This window comes from Saccharicrinis carchari (assembly GCF_900182605.1).
Taxonomy (GTDB): domain Bacteria; phylum Bacteroidota; class Bacteroidia; order Bacteroidales; family Marinilabiliaceae; genus Saccharicrinis; species Saccharicrinis carchari.
The window spans coordinates 331,243-353,486 of the sequence record NZ_FXTB01000004.1; the positions used below are offsets into that span (position 1 = coordinate 331,243).

Below are 22,244 nucleotides of genomic sequence, written 5' to 3' on the forward strand. Positions count from 1 at the left end.
TTAAGTTTAACGGGCTAATTGGTCTGTGTTTGATTTTTCAACGGCCTTGATAAAAACCTCGTCCATGCCAGGCAATATTTCCTGAAACGAACGAATTTTAAAAAACGGTAACAATTCAGATATGAGTTGATTGCTATGGTCGCTTTCGTTCATTTTTATGATGGCACTATAGCCGCCGTGGCTTTTCTTTAGCGATTGTATTTGATAGCCACCGTTTAGTTTTTCTTTAAAGAGTGCATCGTCGCCAACGAACTCTATCATCACTTCGTTATTTTTAAATGCTTGTTTTACCTCGTCAATATTCCCCTTTAATATACTTTTTGATTTGTTGATAAGGCAAATATTGTCGCAAAGTTCTTCAACCGAACTCATGTTATGGGTAGAAAAAATAATGGTAGCTCCATTTTTCTTTAACTCCAAAATTTCCGTTTTAAGGATACCGGCATTAATGGGGTCGAAACCGCTAAAAGGCTCATCAAAAATAAGCAGTTTGGGCTCGTGCAAAACTGTAACGATAAACTGTACCTTTTGCTGCATGCCCTTAGATAGCTCTTCTACCTTTTTATCCCACCAGGCACCTATCTCAAATTTCTCAAACCAATATTTTAATTTTTTATAAGCATCTTGTTTGCTCATACCTTTTAAACGAGCCAGGTAGAGGGCCTGCTCCCCTACCTTCATTTTCTTGTATAATCCACGCTCTTCGGGCAAGTACCCTATATTATAAATATGCTCCGATTTTAAGGGGACTCCATTAAAGAAAATCTCGCCTTTATCGGGCATGGTAATGTGGTTGATGATACGGATAAATGTAGTTTTACCGGCACCGTTGGGTCCCAGCAATCCAAATATCTGATTCTCCGGAATTTGCACGTCCAGATGATCCAATGCGAGATGATGGGCAAATTTTTTCACCACCCCAGTGGCTTCCAATAAATTCATAATGGGATATTAGGGAGTTATTTTTTCTCAAAAATAAGATTTTATAAATTAATAGCTAATTTCTTTTTGCTATTGTTAACAAAACAACAAAAGCCGATCGGTTTCCCGGTCGGCTTTTGCTGGTAATTTAACAAGCCACTATTTAAAATGGCAGATCTTCGTTTTCACCTGCTGGTGGCACTTCAGCTTCAGTATAAGGTGGTGGTGGAGTACCCGGGTCTGCGGTGGGCTGTACTTTCTCCAATCGCCAGGCCTCCAGATTAGAAAAGTAATTTACTTTTCCGTCCTTTTCCCATTTACGACCCCGCACATTAAAGCTAACTTTAACTGCTTCGCCCAAGTTGAAGGGATCTAACTGTGCGCAACGATCCTGGGTTAACTGAAACTTGATATAATCATTCCAGTCGGAGTTACGCTCGTTGGCTACCTCTATTACAAATTCTCTCTTTTTAAAGGATGCGGTAATTGCTTGTTCCTCATCCTTTACTATTAAGCTTCCTGTTAATTCAAAATTCATCTATCCGGCTTGTAAGTGGTTATTCTTCTATAATTTCTATACGCTGTATCTCGTCGCCTACTTCAATGGCATCTATCACGTCCAATCCTTCGTATACTTTTCCAAAGCACGTGTGATTGCCGTCCAGGTGGGCAGTATTAGTACGGCTATGGCACACAAAAAACTGCGAGCCTCCGGTATTTCTTCCCGCATGAGCCATTGAAAGCACCCCCCTATCGTGATACTGCTTGTCGGCGTCGGTTTCGCAATCAATCTGATAGCCCGGTCCACCGGTACCTACTCTTGCATTGCTCATATCTTTTGAAAGGGGGCAACCCCCTTGAATCACAAAATCAGGGATAACACGATGAAAAGCCAATCCATTATAAAAGCCTTCTTTCGAGAGTTTTACAAAATTCTCTACTGTTTTCGGTGTTTCTTTTTCGTATAATTCTACCTTCATAACACCCTTGTCGCTATGTATTTCTGCTTTTGTCATTATGCAATTTATTTAATTTTTATTTGAACCAACAAATGTACAATTTATCCCTACAACATCAAATAAAAAAGGAGGACCTAAGCCCTCCTTTTTATCCTTAAAAATAATAATAAGCCTTACTATTTTTCAATATCCAGTAGTTCTACCTCAAATACCAAAAGCTGCATGGGTCCTATTTGCCCCTGCCCCCTGGTACCGTAGGCTAAATCGCCGGGAATGTACAGCTTGTATTTTGAACCAACCGGCATTAGCTGTAATGCTTCGGTCCAGCCGGGTATTACCTGGGTTACACCAAAAGTGGCAGGTTCTCCCCTATCTGTTGAACTGTCAAACACAGTACCATCTAACAAGGTTCCATGATAATGTACTTTTACCTTATCCTCGGCTGTTGGCTTGGGCCCCTTACCTTCTTTCAATACCTCGTATTGTAAGCCGCTGGCGGTAGTAACCACACCTTCTTTATCCGCGTTTTGGGATAGAAACTCATCACCGGCTTTTTTATTGTCGAAAGCAGGCATACCGGGCATCATATTTTTACGATCCTGAGCGGCCTGATAAGCAGCTTGTAAAAATGTGTTAGCCGTTTGCTGATCAAAGGCAGCATCTTTTTCATTCAACAGGGTGTTGATAAAACCGATTTTCATCGTATTGTAGTCGATGCTGTCAAAGCTTTGCGACAAACCTTCTTTCATTTGGTCCGAAAATCCGGCATCAGCATAAGCAGCGGCCAGTGCCGCAGTGTTAATGGTGTCGAACGGTCCCTGGAACTGTTGCAACATACCGGCAGCATTTAAGTATCCCAGAGCGTAACTAATACTATCGGTTTCATTTTTCAGTGTAATTTTTTTTACACTTGGGCCTTGCGTACACGAAACGGCCATTACCGAAACAGCTACAAGCGCTAAAATTAGATTTTTAATTTGCATGATTTCTGAGTGTGATAAAAATAGGTGAGATAAAAAATATGATTATACAATTTCTAATAATTCCACTTCAAATATAAGGGTACTGTGCGGAGCAATATCCTGACCTGCACCCTGCTCGCCATAGGCCAAGTTGGCAGGCACAAAAAGCTTCCATTTTGATCCTACGGACATTAGTTGCAATGCCTCAACCCATCCGGCAATAACGCCATTCACCGGGAAAACGGCTGGTTCGCCACGCTGTACCGAGCTGTCGAATACTTTACCATTGAGCAGCGTACCGTGGTAATGACATTTAACGTTGCTTTGGGCACTTGGCTTTTCGCCCGAACCCGAAGTGATTACCTCATATTGCAGGCCACTGTCTAAGGTTTCAACCTCTTTACGTTTTGCGTTTTCAGCTAGAAACTCCTGACCGGCTTTTATGTTTGCCTCAAACTGCTTGCTTTGCAATTCTGTAAAAAAACCATTGATAATTTCATTGGCCTCCTGGGGCGTAATTTCCGTTTGTGTTGCTTCCAGCTGGTGTTTTACCCCTCGTGCAAATGCTTGCTGATCTAATTGGGTAACCCCTGATTTTTGCAGATTGCTAGCAATGCTCATTCCCAACGAATAACTTAACTTTTCCATGTATCTTTAAACCTTATTTAATATAAAAAAACGTTGGCAAATGTAGGATTTTAGAAAATAGGAAACAAGATATGCTAAAATCTTTAAGCAGATTTTAAGGGTTATCTGCATATCCTCGGATTGTCAAGGTCATAATTTGGAATTCGTATTTATTTTAGGTGGGTCAAAACACCCTTGTACCAAAAATAAACCGTTCGCTCCACCATATATTGCTAAGTGAAGTAATGCTGACCCCCTGTGATGAAGAAGCATGAATAAATTTATTGTTGCCAATATAAATACCAGCATGCGTAATATACTTGCTTGTTTTATAGGAACGTACAAAAAACACCAAATCACCCCGTTTCAGTTGGCTACGATCCGAAATATACACCCCAAATCGGGCTTGCTCTTCGGAGCTTCGCGGAAATACAATGCCATGTTTTTTAAAAACAGTGAACAGCAATCCTGAACAATCCATGCATTTTGAGGTGGTGCCCCCCATACAATGAGGGACCCCGAGATACTCTTGTGCTGTTTTTATTACTTCATTGGCATCGGTACCATAAGTATTGAGCGGTTTTTCAAATCCTTGTTCCATGAATTTAATCAGCTCTCTATTAACTGTCTTTACGGTACGATTAACATTTTTGAGTGGATAAGTATTTTTGGAACAAGCCCCCAATGTGAATACTGAGATGCAAATAAAAATTAGTGGTAGAAGTTTGATTTTTGAATGTGGCATATGAAGGATATTAATATCACCCCTAATTTGGCATACAAACTGATTTAAGAAATCCATGATTCATAAACGCCACTATATGCAATTTATTTGTCCCATTTAATGCACTCAGCTAACTCCTCCGGCTCTCTCCTCAACCGGAGGAGTTAGCTGTATTAAACCGGGCAATGCGTGGGCTTTACCCAAACACCAGCACCGCCAATATGATTGTAACAAGCCCTAATGCAAAGCTTAACGTATTGAGTTTATTTACCGCACCATAGCTTCCTTCGCTTGGTTGCTTTTTCGCTTTTTTTGCTTTAATGCTTAAAATTACCAGCACAACGATGAGCACTCCCACAACAGAAAGCTTGGTTATTAGCAGAGGCATAACTCCCAGGGCGGCCCAGTAAGGCGTCATTAAATAACCACCCGTAATAACGAGTAATGTAAGTCCTGTTTTTCCTAAATAATTGAGCGTTAACAAAGCACGGTTTACAGCCATTTTTAATTGTGGCTCAAATTTGTTGGCTGTCTTACTAAGCACAAATGCCGACAATGCCGCTCCCACAAACATAACCACCGACAATAGGTGTACGATTAACATCGGATTTCTCATTGATTATTTTTTTAAGTGTGAATATAAGAAACCACATTGGGCACTTAATGTTTAATAAAAACTGAACAAAGTCGTTGCTGCAAAGATAAAATACCCCTTATGCTATAAGGTTATTTCACGGGACTTACTTCAAACAAAGCCTGATCTTTCATCACCGTTTCGTCGGCTTTTACATGTAAGGTTTTAATCTTTCCGGTTATGGGGCTTGTAATTTCGTTTTGCATCTTCATAGCTTCCAAAATCATTATCGGCTCACCTTTATGTACTTCTTGCCCTTCGCTCACGAGTACGGCTACAATTTCACCCGGTAAGGGTGCATTGGTTTTAGCTACTTTTTTCCCTGCGTCTTTGGTCAGTTTTTCCTTTCGCTTGCTAGCCAGTTCGGTATCGATGTTAAAGTGGTACGTGTTGCCATTTATCATTACCGAAACCTCGTTTTGCTTTAGGCTAAGCACCTCGCCTATATGTGTTTTTTCGTTTACTTTAATCATAAACTCATCGCTATCAATGTATTCGATATCGATGGATGCTTTTCGGTTGTTTATTTTATGCAGCTTACCGTCTCGAACCTGTATATTAACTTTTTTTTCTCCGGTGAGCGTATAATTTTTGGTTGAATGTAATAATTTCATCTTTTGATAGATTAAGAGATTAAAAGATTAGAAGTTATAGGTTAGAGGTTAAATCATTTGCTCTATTATCTCTAAGCCTATTGCCCCATCCTGCCAGTAGAACCGACGGCAAGCTCTTGGCAACCGATGGCTTGCAGGCATGCGTCTAAACTCATCCTTTTATTTTTTTACTCATGGCCCAGGCCGACACTTGTTTGTCGCCCAATTCGCCAGTATTTATTATGGTTTGCTCTTTTAAATAGGCTTCCATGGCCAAAGCGGCGGCTGCAATAATTTCGTCATCTTCCTGAAAGAAGCTTTGCACCAAGTCTTTTTCGATAAAAGAAGTAGTGTATTTTCCTTTTACAAAGGCGGGTGTTTGCATTACCTGTTTAAAAAAGGGCAGGGTGGTTTTAACACCTTTAATAACCGTATCGCTTAGTACAGTACGACAGTTTTTGATGGCCTGGTTACGCGTTTTTCCCGTAACTATAAGTTTAGCCACAAGAGAGTCAAAACTAGAGATAACTACTTTGCCTGTTTGGTAACCGGAGTCGCAGCGAAGATATTTTTTATTGGGTATTTCCATCAATTCTATCAAACCCGTTGATGGTGCAAAACCGGCTTGCACATCTTCCGCGTTTACGCGTAACTCCATGGCCCAGCCGTTAATTTTAATGTCTTCCTGTTTTAGCTGTAATTCCTCGCCTTGCGCAATTTTTATTTGTTGCTCAATGATGTCTACACCCGTTATTTCTTCGGTAATAGGGTGCTCCACCTGCACCCGTGTATTCATCTCCATAAAATAATGGTTCAGCTCATCATCTAGCAGAAACTCTACCGTACCGGCACTAAAATAATTCGTGGCTTTACAAATTTTTATGGCGTCGGCTCCAATTTTCGCGCGCAACTCATCGTTTAATGCAGCAGAAGGGGCTTCCTCCAAAAGCTTTTGGTGCTTACGCTGAATACTGCACTCACGCTCAAACAGGTGTATCAGGTTACCATGCTTATCTCCAAGCACCTGAAACTCTACATGCCGCGGATTTTCCACATATTTTTCTATCAGCATGGAATCGTTATCAAAAAGCGCTTTCGCTTCGTTGGTAGCCAATTTAAACATGAGGGGCAGCTCTGACTTTTTGCGTACCACTCGCATACCTTTACCGCCCCCCCCGGCCACAGCTTTAAGTATAATGGGATAGCCAATATTTTTAGCTGTTTCTTCGGCTTCGGCAAGGGTGGTTATCACGCCCTCGCTCCCTTGCAGTACGGGTATATCATTTTTGAGCGCTATATCGCGTGCCATTCCTTTATTGCCCATTTGATAAATAGCCTTGGACGAAGGACCGATAAAGGTGATATTGTTGCGTTCGCACTCGCGGGGCAGATAAGGGTTTTCCGATAAAAAACCATAGCCTGGATGAATGGCGTCTATCTTATATTCCAATGCCGTTTCTATGAGCTTGTCGATGTTCGTATAAACATTAATATACGTATTGTCTGAAACATCGATTACCTCGTCGGCATGATCCAGGTGCAGGGCATTGGGTTCGTGATGCGAAAGGAACATATAGGTTTTTATACCCATTTGTTTTGCAGTACGTGCTATTCGAATAGCAATTTCGCCTCGATTGGCAATTAAGATTGAATTTATTTTCATAATGATATTATTAGTATCAAGACATGACTATCATGACACAAGACAATTATTTTATAGCTTCAAGTCAACAAAGTCTTTCCACTTACGACTTGACACTGCGTTTTTTAAAGTGGCATATTCCCATGCTTACGCGTTGGACTCTGTTCGAATTTATTTTCGAGTAGTGCAAAAGCATTAATAATTACCTCTCTTGTTTCTGCAGGATCTATCACCTCATCGATATAACCCTTTTCGTCGGCTACATACGGGTTAGCTACGTTTTCTTTGTAATCGGCCACCAGCTGGCGTTTCAACTCTTCGGGATCCTCTGCTTCTGCCAGCTCTTTGCGGTTAAGTATTTTAACGGCACCTTCAGGACCCATTACTGCTACCTGTGCAGTAGGCCACGCAAAATTAAAATCGCCACCCATATTTTTGCTATTCATAACAATGTAGGCTCCCCCAAATGCTTTACGCAGGATAACGGTAATTTTTGGGACGGTGGCTTCAGCAAAAGCATATAACAATTTGGCTCCATGCATAATTATGGCGTTCTGCTCCTGATATTTGCCCGGCATAAAGCCCGGAACATCTTCTAAAACCAATAATGGAATATTAAAAGAATCACAGAAACGCACAAAACGAGCTGCTTTTTTGGAAGCGTTTATATCCAAACAACCGGCCAATACCTTAGGTTGGTTAGCTACAATACCAATTACCTCATTATTTAAACGAGCCAGACCGATAACAATATTTTGGGCATGATTTTCGGCTACCTCCAAAAAGGACCCCTTATCAACTATCAAACGAATTACTTCCACCACATCATAGGGTTTGTTGGCATCGTCGGGTAATAGCAAAGAAAGTTTTTCGGGTTTTCCCGGTTCAATGTCTTCATCTTTATTTACCGGTGGATGCTCCACATTGTTCGACGGCAAATAGCTCAATAGTTTTTTAACCCCCATCAAGGTATGCTCTTCGTCGCTAAATATCATGTCGGCCACTCCACTTTCGGTAGCATGTATTTCGGCACCTCCCAAATCCTCAAAGGTGGCATCTTCGTTCAACACTTCTTTCACCACTTCAGGTCCGGTGACAAACATATAAGAGGTGTCGCGGGTCATAAAGCGGAAATCAGTAAGCGCAGGTGAATATACCGCTCCTCCCGCTGCAGGCCCCAAAATAACAGATATCTGGGGAATTACGCCAGAACTCTTTACGTTTTGCAAAAAAATACCTGCATAACCTGCCAGACTGGCTACGCCCTCTTGAATCCTGGCACCACCCGAATCGATAAGCCCCACAATGGGATGACCCATTTTTAAGGACATTTCCTGCACCTTTTGAATTTTACGTGCATGTACCGACCCCAGCGATCCTCCCATAAAATTAAAGTCCTGCGCATATACAAATACTTTACGGCCATTGATGGTTCCGTATCCCACAATAACTCCGTCGCCATATTCTTTTTGATTTTCCCGCCCCAGCGGTTTAACAAAGGCATCAATTTCTCTAAAACTGCCTTCGTCCATTAAAAAGTCTATTCTCTCTCTGGCAGTAAGCTTACCTTTGGCATGTTGTTTCGTGTAATATTTTTCATCGTATTGCTCTTGCAAACTCTCGTTTCGCAAATGAAATCGCTTAAAAGGTATCCTATTGTCGTTCATAGGTTTATGTTTGTTTTAATGGTGTTTTACCGTTTTTTTATTAAATAAATGCGCACCACCTGCGTATAGTGGATTATACATTTAAAAAGTTTTCTTGACTCAATAACAGTAGGTTTGGCGTACGGATAACAATAAACTATTCTTATTTGTTTATCGTTTATTTTTGTTCGCAAAATAACAAGATAAATTGCACAAAACCGAAAAAGGAAGTGTTGCATAGCATAAATAAACCGTTTGAATTATTTGTTCAAATACAATTTCACTTTGTTTTAAGGCCATATAAACATTATATAATCAAGCTTTTAAAAGGATTGAAATATGCAGAACTGCTTGAAGAAATTTAGGATATAAATGTACAGTTCTTCAAAGCCACGCATTGTTTGATAATATAAAAACAATCACAGTTGCGATATTATATCGCAACAACCCTACGCTAATCCATTTCAGAATACTGGCAGTTCTTTAAGGTTAAATGCTTCCGCATTTATCAACAAGTTCTCAAGGCATTTTATAGAAAATAGCTTTAGACTGAAAACTCATTATTTTTCACCTTCTGCCAACACCAACAACGAACCGCATGAGGTATTACAAGTTTGGTTGAAGGATGAACTATTATCCGATAGAATCTGCTAATTTTTATAAAAAAAGAACTCCCCTAAAAATAAACACCAATATTCTGATTATGTCAATCATTTGATTAAATTTATAGTCGGATAACATTCTTCAACGCAGACAAACTAACCATGCTCGAAAAAATTATTGATTTTAGCGTAAAGCATAAACTCATTGTCATTCTGTTCACTATATCCATCGTAGTGTTTGGGGTATATGCCATTGTAAAAATACCGGTGGGTACTGTACCTGACATCACCAATAATCAGGTTCAGATTATTACTACTTCCGGGAATCTATCCACTCAGGAAATTGAGCAATTTATAACTATTCCGGTGGAAATGGAAATGGCTAACCTGCCGGGTGTAGTTGAAATACGCTCCATATCAAAATTTGGCATTTCGGTGGTTACCGTGGTGTTTGAGGAGCGCATGGGCACTTATTTGCCACGCCAGTTAATCGCGGAGAAAATAAAAAGTGCCTCAGCCAATATCCCGGAAGCATACGGAACACCCGAGATGGGTCCCATCTCAACAGGCCTGGGCGAGATTTACCAATATATTGTAGATGTAAAACCTGGTTATGAGGGACGATACTCAGCTATGGAACTGCGAACAATACAGGATTGGGTAATCAAACGCAGACTTTCCGGAATTAACGGGGTGGTTGAAATAAATAGCTGGGGCGGTTACTTAAAGCAATACGAGGTGGCCATAGACCCATTTAAGCTTAAAAGTATGGGCGTGTCGTTAATACAGGTATTTGAAGCACTGGAAAAAAACAACGGTATAACAGGAGGCTCCTACATCGAAAAAACAAACCAAAGTTATTTTATCCGTGGCGACGGTTTGGTGAAGTCGCTAAGTGATATCGAAAATATTTTGGTGGAGCGCAATGAGGGCGTTCCTATTTTGGTGAAAGATATTGCAGAAGTGGGCTATGGGCATGCCAACCGTTATGGCGCCATCACGGCTAACGGAAAAGGAGAAACGGTACTTGGCCAAATTATGATGCTTAAAGACGCCAACTCCAAAGAAGTAATCAGAGAAGTGAAGCGCAGAGTGGCAGAGATACAGGAAAACCTGCCCGAAGGTGTTTTTGTAAATCCCATTTTAGAACGCAGCGAGCTGATTGCCAAAACATCCACCACAGTGGCCGAAAATCTTATTCTGGGGGCTATCATCGTAATACTTATCGTATTATTGCTGTTGGGCAACTTGCGCTCCGCACTTGTCATCGGTTCAATGATTCCGCTGGCATTGCTTTTTACCTTATCCATGATGTACCTGTTTGGCGTGGATGCCAATTTAATGAGTTTGGGAGCCCTCGACTTTGGTATTATTATCGATGGTGCCGTTATTATAGTGGAATACATTGCCATAAAAATTACCCTCCAGCAAAAGGATCTCCTGGGTGCATCAACAGAAGAACGACGGACTATCATGGATAAGATAGCTTTTGTGGGCTCTACCAAAATGATGAAATCGGCTATTTTTGGGCAGGTAATAATTCTCATTGTTTTTATTCCCATCCTTTCGCTCACCGGAGTGGAAGGGAAAATGTTCCGACCCATGGCCTTGGCTTTTTCATTCGCTATTATTGGCGCTATGATTATGGGATTGACCTGGCTGCCGGTGGCCTCATCGTTATTTTTGCGCCCCGCAGTAAATCAAAAGCCCAATTTTTCGGACAAATTGATGGCATGGGTTCAGCGCTCGTACGAGCCCGTTATCGAAAAGGCCTGTAAACACAAACGCCTGGTATTGGGTTCGGCCATAATAATGTTGCTGTTTACCGGAGGGTTGTTTTATAGTATGGGTGGCGAGTTTGTGCCGACGCTCGACGAGGGCGATTTTGTGATTCAACCCGTGCTGAAAACCGGAACGTCCTTAAGTAAAACCGTGGAAACAACTACACAGATGGAAAATATTCTGATAAAAAACTTCCCCGACGAAGTAGATCAGATTGTTTGTAGAATTGGTGCCGCAGAAGTACCAACAGACCCTATGGGGATGGAGGAAATAGACATGATTATTAAGCTGCATCCGAAAAACACCTGGGTAAAAGCAGGCAGCAAAGAGCAACTGGCCGATAGGTTTAAAGAGGCTTTAGAAATAATTCCGGGCATTGAGTATGAATTTACACAACCCATCGAAATGCGTTTTAACGAGTTAATAACAGGAGTAAGATCGGATATTGCCATCAAAATTTTTGGCGAAGATTTAGATTACATCAGCAAAAAGGCAAACGAAATAAGGGATGCGATAGCCGATGTAGAGGGAGCCGGCGACATTATATTAGAGAAAACGACCGGCCTGCCACAAGTAAAAGTGAGTTATAACAGAAGTAAAATAGCCTATTATGGCGTGGATGTAAACAGGCTAAACAACTACCTCTCGGCTGCTTTCGGCGGAAAAATAATTGGGGTGGTCTTTGAGGGTGAGCGCCGTTTTGATATGGTGATGCGCTTTAATCAGGACAATAGAACCGACATAAGCAACATCAGTGCCCTTCAAGTACCATTGCCCAACGGAAGCCAGGTACCCTTTTCGGAGTTGGGCGAAATTGAATATACCACCGGCCCTGCAAAAATATCGCGCGACAACACCCATAGGCGCGTGGTGGTGGCAGTGAACGTGCGCAAGCGCGATTTGCAATCGGTGATTCGCGACATCCAATCTAATATTGAAGCTAAAGTGCAGCTGCAACCTGGCACTTACGTGGAATATGGCGGACAATTCGAGAACCTGCAAAATGCCACCAAGCGATTAATGCTGGCCGTTCCGGTGGCCATGTTGCTCATATTTGTATTCTTGCATTTTGCCTTTGGCTCCTTAAAAGACGCCATCATGATTTATACGGCCATCCCCCTTTCGGCCGTGGGCGGGGTACTGCTGTTATGGTTGCGCGGCATGCCGTTCAGCGTTTCGGCCGGGGTAGGTTTTATTGCCCTCTTTGGTGTGGCTGTTTTAAACGGCATTGTGTTAATAGAACACTTAAAAGAGTTGCAGCGCGAAAGCAAGTACACCATGCGCGAGCTTATCATTAAAGGGAGCAGGGACAGACTGCGTCCGGTAATGTTGACGGCAGGAGCGGCCGCTATGGGCTTCCTGCCTATGGCTATTTCAACCGGTGCAGGAGCTGAAGTGCAACGCCCGCTGGCTACCGTTGTTATTGGGGGATTAATAACCTCTACCATGCTTACCATGATTGCCTTGCCACTTATGTTCGAATTGTTTTACAATGTAAAGGCCATTAAATTTTTCCCCTTCAGGGTAATCAGAAGCAAAACTACCCTGTTACTACTATTGCTTCTTACCCCCATTCTGGCAATCAATGCCCAGCAAAAGAAATTAGATTTGGACGAGATAATTGAAATAGCCCTGCAAAATAATCAGCAAATAGCCGCTTATAATTTCAAAGTAGAGCATAGTAAGGCATTGAAAAAAACATCCTTTGATGTCGATAAAACTACATTGTCCTATAGCACCGACGAAAATAATATTGCAGAAAACGGTCATCCATTAAAAGTATGGGCCATAACCCAGGAGTTCAGCTTTCCTACCTTGTATCTTAAAAATAACGATGCACAAAAAATTAACATTTCCATTGCCCAAACCAAATTGGAACTAAAAAAGAACGCCCTTAAAAAAGCAGTTTCGCAGCGTTTTTATAAGTGCCAGATGCTCAAAGGTAAGCACCGCGTTTACATGGAGTTGGACAGTTTGTTTGCGCGTTTGGATACAGCTGCACAAAAACGCATCAACCTGGAAGATATAAGCAGACTGGAAGCGCTGCACATCAAATCCAAACGAAACGAAATTGAGGCCATACTAAAGGCCGTCCTTATGGATATAAAAAGCGAATACAAGCAATTAAAAACGCTGATGAATACCCAAGCTGACTTTGAGATTGCTGGAAATTTAACTCCAGCACCAATGAGTGATGGAGATAATAGCGCTTCTGAAATGGAGCAATTGTTTCAGTATAAAAACAATTACTCGCGTACATTAATGGAGGTAGAAAAACAAAAGCTACTACCCGATTTGTCGCTCCATTACTTTATAGGGAGTAATACCTATGATGACGCCCAAAACTATCATGGCTTTGAAATTGGGGTAGCCGTACCTTTGTTTTTTGGCAACCACTCGGCTCGGGTAAAGGCCGCCAAATTATCGAACGCAGCTATGACCTCGCAAAATGAGTACAACAGCGAGATGCTTAAAAGCCGATTAAATAAACTGCAAAACGAACGCTTAAAATATAAAGCACTGCTACAAAACTATGAGGCAATAGGAAAAGAGTTGCAGGAAGAAATAATGCGGACATCCCTCAAATCATACGAAATGGGACAAATTGATTTTTTTCAGTTTATTAATGGCTACGAAAATGCCTTGAAAATAAGAACTGAATATCTAAATAACTTATTTGATTACAACCGGTTGACTACCGAATTGATGTATGTTAGCGAATGACTAAGGCAACTTTATTGACCCATGACAGGCGTTTGTTTCCTAATCTATCCACCTATTATCTAAATAAAAACCATGAAACACACAATAATCATAACCTTATTGACCTTGAGCTTATTTATAATGGCTTGCCAAAGCAGCTCCACAGATACGAATGAAACGGTTTCTAATTTGATTGAGATTAGCAAAACCCAATTTAAGTCGGAACAAATGGAGATGTCCGCACCCGAGCGAATCGGTTTCAACAACAAGCTTCATTTTACCGGAAGTGTGGTGCCGGCCCCCAACGGACACGCCATTATAAGTGCTCCCATAGCAGGAACCATAAAAAATATAAAAGTTGTTACCGGACAGCACGTACCAAAAGGAACAACACTTCTCACCGTGTCAGGACATGCCATTATCGATTTGCAAAAAGATTACGCTGAATCTTTAGCCACCTTGCAGCGCTTAAAAATAGACTATGAAAGGATAAAGGCACTTTACAAAGAAAATATTGGCACTAAAAAAGACTTTACCCTGATCCAAAGCAACTATAAAGTAGAGCTGGCCAAGAGCAATGCACTAAAGATGAAACTCGAAAGCGCAGGTTTAAGTGCGGATAAAATTGCCGAAGGCAGCTTCTCCGAGACTTACGCCCTAAAAGCACCAATCAGCGGATATGTTTCCAGGATAGATGCATCCGTGGGGCAATTTGTAGAACCGCTAGCGGTATTGAGTCAAATTATAGATGCAGCTTCATTTCGCCTGTCTATCCCAATTTTTGGACGCGATATTAACAAACTTGTCACCGGACAAATAGTGGAGTTTTATTCGGGTAATAATCAAAATGAAATCTTACATGCCACTATAAACAGCATAGGAAAGTCTGTGGATCCTACTAGCAAAGCAATTGTTTGTTTTGCCCAAATACACGATCGTAGCAACCTGGTAAGTCATCAATTTGTGGAGGGCGATATATTTTTATCGTCCGATACATCCCTTGCCGTACCAACATCGGCTATATTAAAGGCAGAAAATGCCCATTTTGTTTTGGTGCTTAAAAAAGAAACGGAGGAAGCCTATTTTTACAAGAAAACCAAAGTTATCACCGGCCGCGAAAATACCGATTACACCGAGCTGTTAAACAATGAACCGGAAAACAAACAAGTGCTCAATGGGGTTTATCATATTAAAGTGGAGTAATATGTTATTTAGGCTAAGGTTCTCTGATAAACTCATTACAAGCAACCCTGTCCTTTCACTTTGCATTAACAGCGCTAATACTAGAGAATTTATAAAATTAAAAAACAAAACCATAATGGAAAAGGACGTTTATAAGGCTTTTGTAGTCCGCGAAAAAGATGGACAGTTCAATGCCAATATAGAAACAAAAAAAACAGCTGACTTACCACAAGGGGATCTACTGATTAAAGTCAGTTACTCATCGCTCAATTACAAAGATGCACTTTCGGCATCGGGCAATAAAGGGGTTACAAGGTCGTATCCACATACGCCCGGCATTGATGCCGTGGGCACTGTGCAAACATCTGACAGTAACGCCTTTAAACCGGGCGACAAGCTTATTGTTACCAGCTACGATTTAGGAATGAACACCCATGGCGGGTTTGCCGAATATATCAGGGTGCCTGCCCATTGGGCGGTAAGACTGCCACAAGATATGACTATGAAGGAAGCCATGATAATTGGCACCGCCGGATTAACCGCCGGCATGTCAGTTCAGCGGCTGGCCGCATTGGTAAACCCGGAACATGGCGATGTGATCGTTTCAGGTGCAACAGGTGGTGTGGGTGCTCACAGCGTAGCCATATTGAATAAGCTAGGCTATAGTGTGGTGGCGCTTACCGGAAAAGAGAACGAAAAGGACTATCTGAAAAACCTCGGTGCTAAAAGAATTATCCTACGTAAAGATTTTGAAGTATCTGAAAAAAGGCCCTTGCTAAAGCCGGCTTTTGCAGGAGGTATTGACACAGTTGGGGGTAGCATTTTAGATAACATGATAAAATCCACCCAACCCATGGGCGCAGTGGCCTGCTGCGGTAATGCTGCCTCGGCACAGTTGAATCTTACTGTTTTCCCTTTTATATTACGGGGCGTTGCCCTCATCGGTATCGATTCGCAAAACTATCCGATGCACCAAAGGCAAAAAGTATGGAATAAACTGGCTTGCGATTGGAAGCCTGAAGCCTTGATGAACAACTACGATGAAATTAAGCTGGAACAAGTACCCGAAAAATTAGACTTGATGCTGAAAGGGCAATTAAAAGGCAGAACAATTGTGAACTTGGCGGGATAAAGTAGTATTACAAATTATCATTAACAAAAAATAAAGCATAAGCCGCTACCGCATGGTAACCGACATAAAACGCAGTATTTTATGAGCGCCTGTCTGCCATCCCGGCATCAAAAATGCTACTTTACTTTCACACTCTTTTGATAATATTTGCAATAGTCCTGTAAGCCACATTGGGCACACTTGGGTGTGCGTGCAACGCAAATGTAGCGGCCGTGGAGTATCAGCCAGTGATGGGCTATGGCCAGTAATTCTTCGGGGAAATATTTTACCAGTTGTTTTTCGGTTTCTAAGGGTGTTTTGGCATTGGTGGTAAGTCCGATCCGCGCAGCCACCCTAAATACATGGGTGTCAACTGCCATGGCGGGTTTCTGATAAACCACACTGGCAATTACGTTGGCCGTTTTTCGACCTACACCAGGTAATTTTTGCAGATCTTTTACGTTGTCGGGTACCTGATTGTTAAAATCCCCGATGAGCATTTTGGCCATGCCTACCAAATGCTTGCTTTTGTTGTTGGGATAGGTGCACGAGCGAATGTAATCAAAAACCTCGGCAGGCTCGGCTTCGGCCAGTTCTTTTGCGGTTGGATAGCGCCGAAACAAATCGGGCGTAATCATATTTACCCGTTTGTCGGTACATTGCGCCGAGAGGATCACAGCTACCAATAATTCATAGGGAGAACCATAATCCAATTCCGTTTCGGCAATGGGTACATTGGCCTGAAACCATGCGGTAACTTTTTCGAATCTTTCTTTTTTGGTCATGCCCGCAATTTAGCAATTTCTTGCAAAAGACTGCATGCCTTACAGAGAATGAAAATGAGCTTTCACTTTCAATTCTGATCGACATGCAGCCTTTGGATGTAAATTAACAGTTAAAAAGTAGTTCGCGATATTTGGGCAAGGGCCACATTTCGTCATCCACGATCAGCTCTAGCTTATCGATATGATAACGTATCTCGTCTAAAAAATGACGTACCTTTGTATTATAAGCCTCTGCCTTTTCCTTGCCATCAGGCAACTTATTACATTCTTTTCGGGCTTGTATCATATCGGCTCTCATATCCTTTATTGCCGAAGTGTGATGCGAGATTTCTCGTATTAGATCGAGTCGGGAAGCTGCCATTTCCTTATATTCTTCTTCTCCAAATATTTCTTTAAGTCCTTGTGTATTCTGTATCAACCTGGTTTGGTAGTGAACCGCTGTGGGAACAATATGATTAATAGCCAAATCACCCAACACACGCGATTCAATTTGGATTTTGTACACAAATTTTTCATACTCTACTTCCACACGCGCTTCAAGCTCCTTTTCGCTCAGTATGCCCCCTTCTATCAAGGTTCTTTTTGCAGTAGGATCCAGATATTTACTAATAGACTCCGGTACATCGGTAATATTTGTCAAACCACGCTTCACCGCTTCTTTTTTCCAATCTTCGGAGTAGCCATCACCACTAAAGCGAATGGGAGCACACTCTATAATCATTTTTTTGAGGATTTGAAAAATAGCTTCGTCCTTTCCTGTTCCTTTACTAATCAACCCGTCAACTTCGGTTTTAAAGTCTCTTAACTGGGCAGCTACTGCCGCACTTAACACCGTTGTAGATGCAGCCACGTTGGCCGTAGAACCCACAGCACGAAACTCAAATCGGTTGCCGGTAAAAGCAAAAGGTGAAGTACGGTTACGATCGGTGCTGTCCAAAATAATTTCCGGGATACGGCCTATACCTAACTTTAATGCGGTTTTTTGATCCGGTGTCATTTTGGTGTCGGGTACCTCGGCCACAATTTTATCCAGCATTGAGGAGACTTCTGTACCAAGAAACGCCGAAATAATGGCAGGAGGCGCCTCGTTGGCACCCAAGCGGTGACTATTAGAGGCCGTCAGGATGGAAGCCCTCAACAAATCCTGGTTTTTATATACCGCCATCAAGGTGTTCACTACAAAGGTGAGGAATTGTAAGTTCGTTTTTGGATTTTTTCCGGGCGCGTAAAGTACAACTCCGGTATTGGTACCCAAAGACCAGTTGTTATGCTTACCCGATCCGTTGATGCCCGCGAAGGGTTTTTCGTGAAACAGCACCCTAAACTTATGGCGACGGGCAATCCGTTTCATCAAGTCCATAATCAACTGATTGTGGTCGTTGGCCAGATTAGCCTCTTCAAAAATTGGCGCCAGCTCGTATTGCGAAGGTGCCACCTCATTATGACGGGTTTTAACCGGTATACCCAACTTATGCGCTTCCACTTCCAGGTCTATCATAAAACTGGAAACACGTTCGGGTATCGATCCAAAATAGTGGTCGTCTAATTGTTGATCCTTCGACGAGGAGTGCCCCATCAAGGTACGGCCTGTAAGCACCAGATCCGGGCGTGCCTTAAAAAGCGCTTCGTCAATTAAAAAATACTCTTGTTCCCACCCCATGTTGGTATGAACACGGGTAACATTTTTATCAAAATACTGACAAACAGCTACTGCCGCTTCATCAACGGCCGCTAAAGCTTTTAGCAAAGGCGTTTTATAATCTAAAGCCTCACCCGTATACGAAATAAATACAGTAGGGATACACAGTGTTGTACCTACAATAAATGCCGGTGATGAGGTATCCCATGCGGTGTAACCACGCGCTTCAAAGGTTTGCCGGATACCACCCGATGGGAAGGAAGAAGCATCAGGTTCCTGCTGAACCAGCAGTTTACCCGCGAAATTTTCAATGATACTACCATTGTCGGCATAATCAATAAAGCCGTCGTGTTTTTCGGCTGTTGTATCTGTAAGGGGCTGAAACCAGTGGGTGTAATGGGTAGCGCCTTTTTCGATAGCCCATGCTTTCATGCCGGAAGCAACGCCGCTCGCCATTTTACGGTTGATAGTGCCTCCTTTTAAGTTTGCCACTTCAACCGCAGCAAACGCTTCTTTTGAAAGGTATCTGCGCATCGAATCGGTATTAAATACCTTTTCGGCGTAATATTCCGTCAAATTACCCGACGGCAGTTTTACTTCTTTGGGGGCTCTGGTAAGCAACTCGTCTAATGCATGAAATCGTAATGTAGCCATCTTGTTGTTTTAATTTTTTATTTTTGGAATAAATTACGATGTCAAAAATACAGATTATAATTTAAAATGTCAAAAACAGAGGATGTTTTATTATAAAATGTACAAAATAACCAATCCACCCCCTTTTATTTACACTTATTACCAATTTAACTACGCTTTAATTAGTCACACACCCACTTATTCAAGCCCACATCTTATAATTCAATTTTAACATTATAAAAACTGAAAGATTAAGTGATTTTATAGTTGCATTTCGTAAGCTCATGGTCGATATTACAATTGTTTTTTTCAGATAACACACACGGCAACCTAATTATAAGCATAAAAAATGCCGACTAAGTGCTTAGCCGGCATAATATAACTACTTGAACAAACTCGTTATTTTTTTAACTCTGCATAGTTTTTATAGAAATAGGGTATGGTTTCTATACCGGTAAAAAACTGCTCCAGCGGAAAATTTTCATTTGGCGAATGAATGGCATCCGCCTCCAAACCAAAGCCCAGTAAAATGGATTTAACACCCAATATCTCTTCAAAAGTTGAAATAATGGGTATAGAGCCTCCGCTACGAACAGGCACCGGCTTACGACTATATACTTTATCAATAGCCATCTCTGCTGCCTTGTATTCAGGCAGGTCAATAGGGCACACATAGCCTTGCCCTCCATGTAATATATCCACTTTTACCTGTACACTTTTGGGCGCAATAGACTCAAAATGAGCCTTAAACAAATCGGCAATTTTATGATGATCCTGATTGGGTACCAGACGTGATGATATCTTTGCAAAAGCTTTTGAAGGCAAAACTGTTTTGGCGCCTTCACCGGTATAACCGCCCCAAATACCGCACACATCAAAACTTGGGCGTATTCCTGTTCGCTCGGTAGTAGCAAAGCCTTTTTCACCGGCCAACTCCTCCACTCCTATCGCCCTTTTATATCTTTCTTCGTCAAAAGGGGCCTGACTCATTCTTTTACGCTCCTCAGCATCCACTTCTATCACATCATCGTAAAATCCGGGAACCGTTATTTTTCCATCCTCATCCGTCATTTGGGCAATCATTTTGGCCAGCACATTTATAGGATTACCCACAGCTCCCCCAAAAAGTCCTGAGTGCAAATCGCGGTTTGGCCCGGTAACCTCCACTTGCCAATAGGCCAGACCACGAAGCCCCGTGGTAATGGATGGAATACCGGGAGCTATCATAGATGTGTCAGAAACTAATATCACATCGCTTTTTAACATCTCTTTATTTTCTTCACAAAATTGTGGCAGATTAACCGATCCTATCTCCTCCTCGCCTTCAATCAGAAACTTGACATTGCAAGGCAGCTGATTGGTTTTAACCATAAACTCAAAAGCTTTGGCATGCATAAAACCTTGCCCTTTATCGTCGTCGGCTCCCCTGGCATAGATACGCCCATCTTTTATAATTGGCTCAAATGGTGGACTATCCCACAACTCAATGGGATCTACAGGCATCACATCCATATGAGCATAAACCAACACCGTGGGCAAAAGCGGATTGATAATTTTTTGTGCAAACACAATTGGATTACCGGCTGTCTCATAAATATCCGCTTTGTCGGCACCCGCATCCTTTAAAATATTTACCCACATATCTGCCGCCTTATACATATCAGGCTTGTGCGATTCAATACTGCTTATCGAGGGGATGCGCAACAAATCAAACAGCTCCGATAGTAAACGACTTTTATTTTCACTTATATAACTCTTTATTCCTTCCATATTATAAAAATTTAAAAAGAATGCAAGATACAAAAGTTTAATTAGAACGTAGTATGAATAAAGTCAGGAAAGAGTGGGGAGTGTATAGTGGAGAGCAGAAAGATTAATGTTTAGAGTAAGGAGATAACAGCGTATGATTCTTAACCCTGGAGCGGGATTAGGTGCGCCATATAAAATATTGCACCAGAGCAAAAAATTAAAAAACAAGCCCCAGCTGAATAGCCAGATAATCTGCTACTCTTCCATGAGCTTTGAGGGCAACCCCGGTAACTATACGCTTGTCAACGAAATATCGGAGATAGTAATGCTGAAACAAATTGTTTGGCGCTTCGGGTGCCTGTAATAAATACAAGCCCAATTGCTGTCCAAACCGTAATTTACCTAACAAAAACTCATTGCCGATTAATGGAGCGATACTCCACTTATCCAGCGCTTTGTTATCATTATGTATTTGTCGGTATTCAATCATGCCGGAAACAGTAAAGGCATTTATCCGTCCACCTGCAAAACTCCTATTGTAAAATAACATAGCAAGCGATTGATAATTGGACAAACTATCTTCTTTTAAGGAATAAGCAACGAGCAGCTCCTGCCTCTGCTTTTTGGGTAGGAGCCCGGAACTTTTTATTGGATTCGCATTGTATCTATCCAAGGTATGCTCAAGGGCAAGCGACATCAAGGGATAGTTAATGCCAAGATTGGGCGCTCTTAATCCGCCATTGGATATATGCTCGAAGGAAACGCTGGTTTTTAACGCCCATTTATGGTTAAAAAAATAATATACACTCCCACCCGCCGATAAGGGAAAGGCCAGCTTTGTGCTATACGTACGATTAAACGGATTGGAATTAGCATCGTACGGATTGCTCATATAAGCTACTCCCATACCGGCTTTGACCGAAAAGCGCCATGCTCCCTGTACTTTTAAAAAAGGCTCGAAATAGGCCAAACCTTTAACCGCATAGCCCAAATCAGGATGTCCAAAATTAACGTACCTCAAACCAAGTGCCCATTTAGGATAAAATCCAAAGGTGTTTTTTGCCTTGTTGGTAAATAACATTTGGCTCACCTGGAGCTCCACACCCCTGGGCTGCGAACCCCGAAATGGAGATAAAACTTTGGTATGTACCTGAAAATATCCATAATTGGCCGCAAGACTATAAAAAACCGGCTTGTCGGTTTGCTTGCTTTGCGATAATACATCAGGTAGGAACAACAATAAACACAAACACAGCACAACATTGTAATTCGTGAATAACATGATACCTATATTTTTTATCTGTAAGCGCATGGTTATTTTTTCAAATAGCACATTAAATATGTACAAAT

At 41.7% G+C, this 22,244-nt stretch carries 17 protein-coding genes; 3 read left to right on the plus strand and 14 right to left on the minus strand.

Going from position 1 to position 22,244, the window contains the following annotated elements; translation table 11 throughout:
- Positions 1-6: 6 nt before the first annotated feature.
- From FN809_RS10100 to FN809_RS10145, 10 genes are all read right to left on the minus strand, one after another.
- Positions 7-942: an ABC transporter ATP-binding protein gene (locus FN809_RS10100; protein WP_142533393.1), complete on the minus strand. Its 936-nt coding sequence runs from the start codon at positions 940-942 to the stop codon at positions 7-9.
- A gap of 142 nt (positions 943-1,084) precedes the next feature.
- Positions 1,085-1,459, minus strand: a complete 375-nt coding sequence (locus FN809_RS10105; RefSeq protein WP_142533394.1) for a DUF3127 domain-containing protein — start codon at positions 1,457-1,459, stop codon at positions 1,085-1,087.
- Between the two features lie 19 nt (positions 1,460-1,478).
- A complete protein-coding gene (locus FN809_RS10110) occupies positions 1,479-1,937 on the minus strand; it encodes a peptidylprolyl isomerase (RefSeq protein WP_142533395.1) in 459 nt (152 codons plus the stop codon).
- Positions 1,938-2,056: 119 nt separating this feature from the next.
- Positions 2,057-2,863, minus strand: a complete 807-nt coding sequence (locus FN809_RS18075) for an FKBP-type peptidyl-prolyl cis-trans isomerase (RefSeq protein WP_142533396.1) — start codon at positions 2,861-2,863, stop codon at positions 2,057-2,059.
- 42 nt (positions 2,864-2,905) lie between these two features.
- Complete coding sequence (locus FN809_RS10120) at positions 2,906-3,490, minus strand: FKBP-type peptidyl-prolyl cis-trans isomerase (protein ID WP_142533397.1); 585 nt, start codon at positions 3,488-3,490, stop codon at positions 2,906-2,908.
- Between the two features lie 163 nt (positions 3,491-3,653).
- On the minus strand, positions 3,654-4,070 hold the full coding sequence (locus FN809_RS10125) for a C40 family peptidase (RefSeq protein ID WP_246095570.1): 417 nt from the start codon (positions 4,068-4,070) through the stop codon (positions 3,654-3,656).
- Between the two features lie 319 nt (positions 4,071-4,389).
- A complete protein-coding gene (locus FN809_RS10130; protein ID WP_142533399.1) occupies positions 4,390-4,809 on the minus strand; it encodes a hypothetical protein in 420 nt (139 codons plus the stop codon).
- Between the two features lie 110 nt (positions 4,810-4,919).
- Positions 4,920-5,441, minus strand: a complete 522-nt coding sequence (locus FN809_RS10135) for an acetyl-CoA carboxylase biotin carboxyl carrier protein subunit (protein ID WP_142533400.1) — start codon at positions 5,439-5,441, stop codon at positions 4,920-4,922.
- Between the two features lie 151 nt (positions 5,442-5,592).
- A complete protein-coding gene (locus FN809_RS10140; protein ID WP_142533401.1) occupies positions 5,593-7,083 on the minus strand; it encodes an acetyl-CoA carboxylase biotin carboxylase subunit in 1,491 nt (496 codons plus the stop codon).
- Positions 7,084-7,187: 104 nt separating this feature from the next.
- On the minus strand, positions 7,188-8,729 hold the full coding sequence (locus FN809_RS10145; protein WP_142533402.1) for an acyl-CoA carboxylase subunit beta: 1,542 nt from the start codon (positions 8,727-8,729) through the stop codon (positions 7,188-7,190).
- 743 nt (positions 8,730-9,472) lie between these two features.
- On the opposite strand from FN809_RS10145, the gene FN809_RS10150 reads away from it, so the two are divergent.
- The 3 genes from FN809_RS10150 to FN809_RS10160 all read left to right on the plus strand — a co-directional run bounded on the left by FN809_RS10150 (position 9,473) and on the right by FN809_RS10160 (position 16,109).
- Positions 9,473-13,816, plus strand: a complete 4,344-nt coding sequence (locus tag FN809_RS10150) for a CusA/CzcA family heavy metal efflux RND transporter (protein ID WP_142533403.1) — start codon at positions 9,473-9,475, stop codon at positions 13,814-13,816.
- Positions 13,817-13,888: 72 nt separating this feature from the next.
- The gene (locus FN809_RS10155; protein ID WP_142533404.1) at positions 13,889-14,998 is read left to right on the plus strand and encodes an efflux RND transporter periplasmic adaptor subunit; all 1,110 of its coding nucleotides are present in this window, start codon (positions 13,889-13,891) and stop codon (positions 14,996-14,998) included.
- Between the two features lie 115 nt (positions 14,999-15,113).
- On the plus strand, positions 15,114-16,109 hold the full coding sequence (locus FN809_RS10160) for a YhdH/YhfP family quinone oxidoreductase (protein ID WP_142533405.1): 996 nt from the start codon (positions 15,114-15,116) through the stop codon (positions 16,107-16,109).
- Between the two features lie 116 nt (positions 16,110-16,225).
- On the opposite strand, the gene nth is transcribed toward FN809_RS10160, so the two are convergent.
- The 4 genes from nth to FN809_RS10180 all read right to left on the minus strand — a co-directional run bounded on the left by nth (position 16,226) and on the right by FN809_RS10180 (position 22,176).
- Positions 16,226-16,873, minus strand: a complete 648-nt coding sequence (gene nth, locus FN809_RS10165) for an endonuclease III (protein ID WP_142533406.1) — start codon at positions 16,871-16,873, stop codon at positions 16,226-16,228.
- A 103-nt stretch (positions 16,874-16,976) separates the two neighbouring features.
- Positions 16,977-19,166, minus strand: coding sequence for a glutamine synthetase III family protein (locus tag FN809_RS10170; protein ID WP_142533407.1), 2,190 nt, complete (start codon positions 19,164-19,166; stop codon positions 16,977-16,979).
- A gap of 378 nt (positions 19,167-19,544) precedes the next feature.
- Positions 19,545-20,915 carry a dipeptidase gene (locus tag FN809_RS10175; protein ID WP_142533408.1) on the minus strand — a complete coding sequence of 457 codons (1,371 nt, stop codon included), beginning with the start codon at positions 20,913-20,915 and terminating at the stop codon, positions 19,545-19,547.
- 196 nt (positions 20,916-21,111) lie between these two features.
- Entirely contained in the window at positions 21,112-22,176 is a 1,065-nt protein-coding gene (locus tag FN809_RS10180; protein WP_185957525.1) for an acyloxyacyl hydrolase, read from the minus strand.
- Positions 22,177-22,244 lie beyond the last annotated feature (68 nt).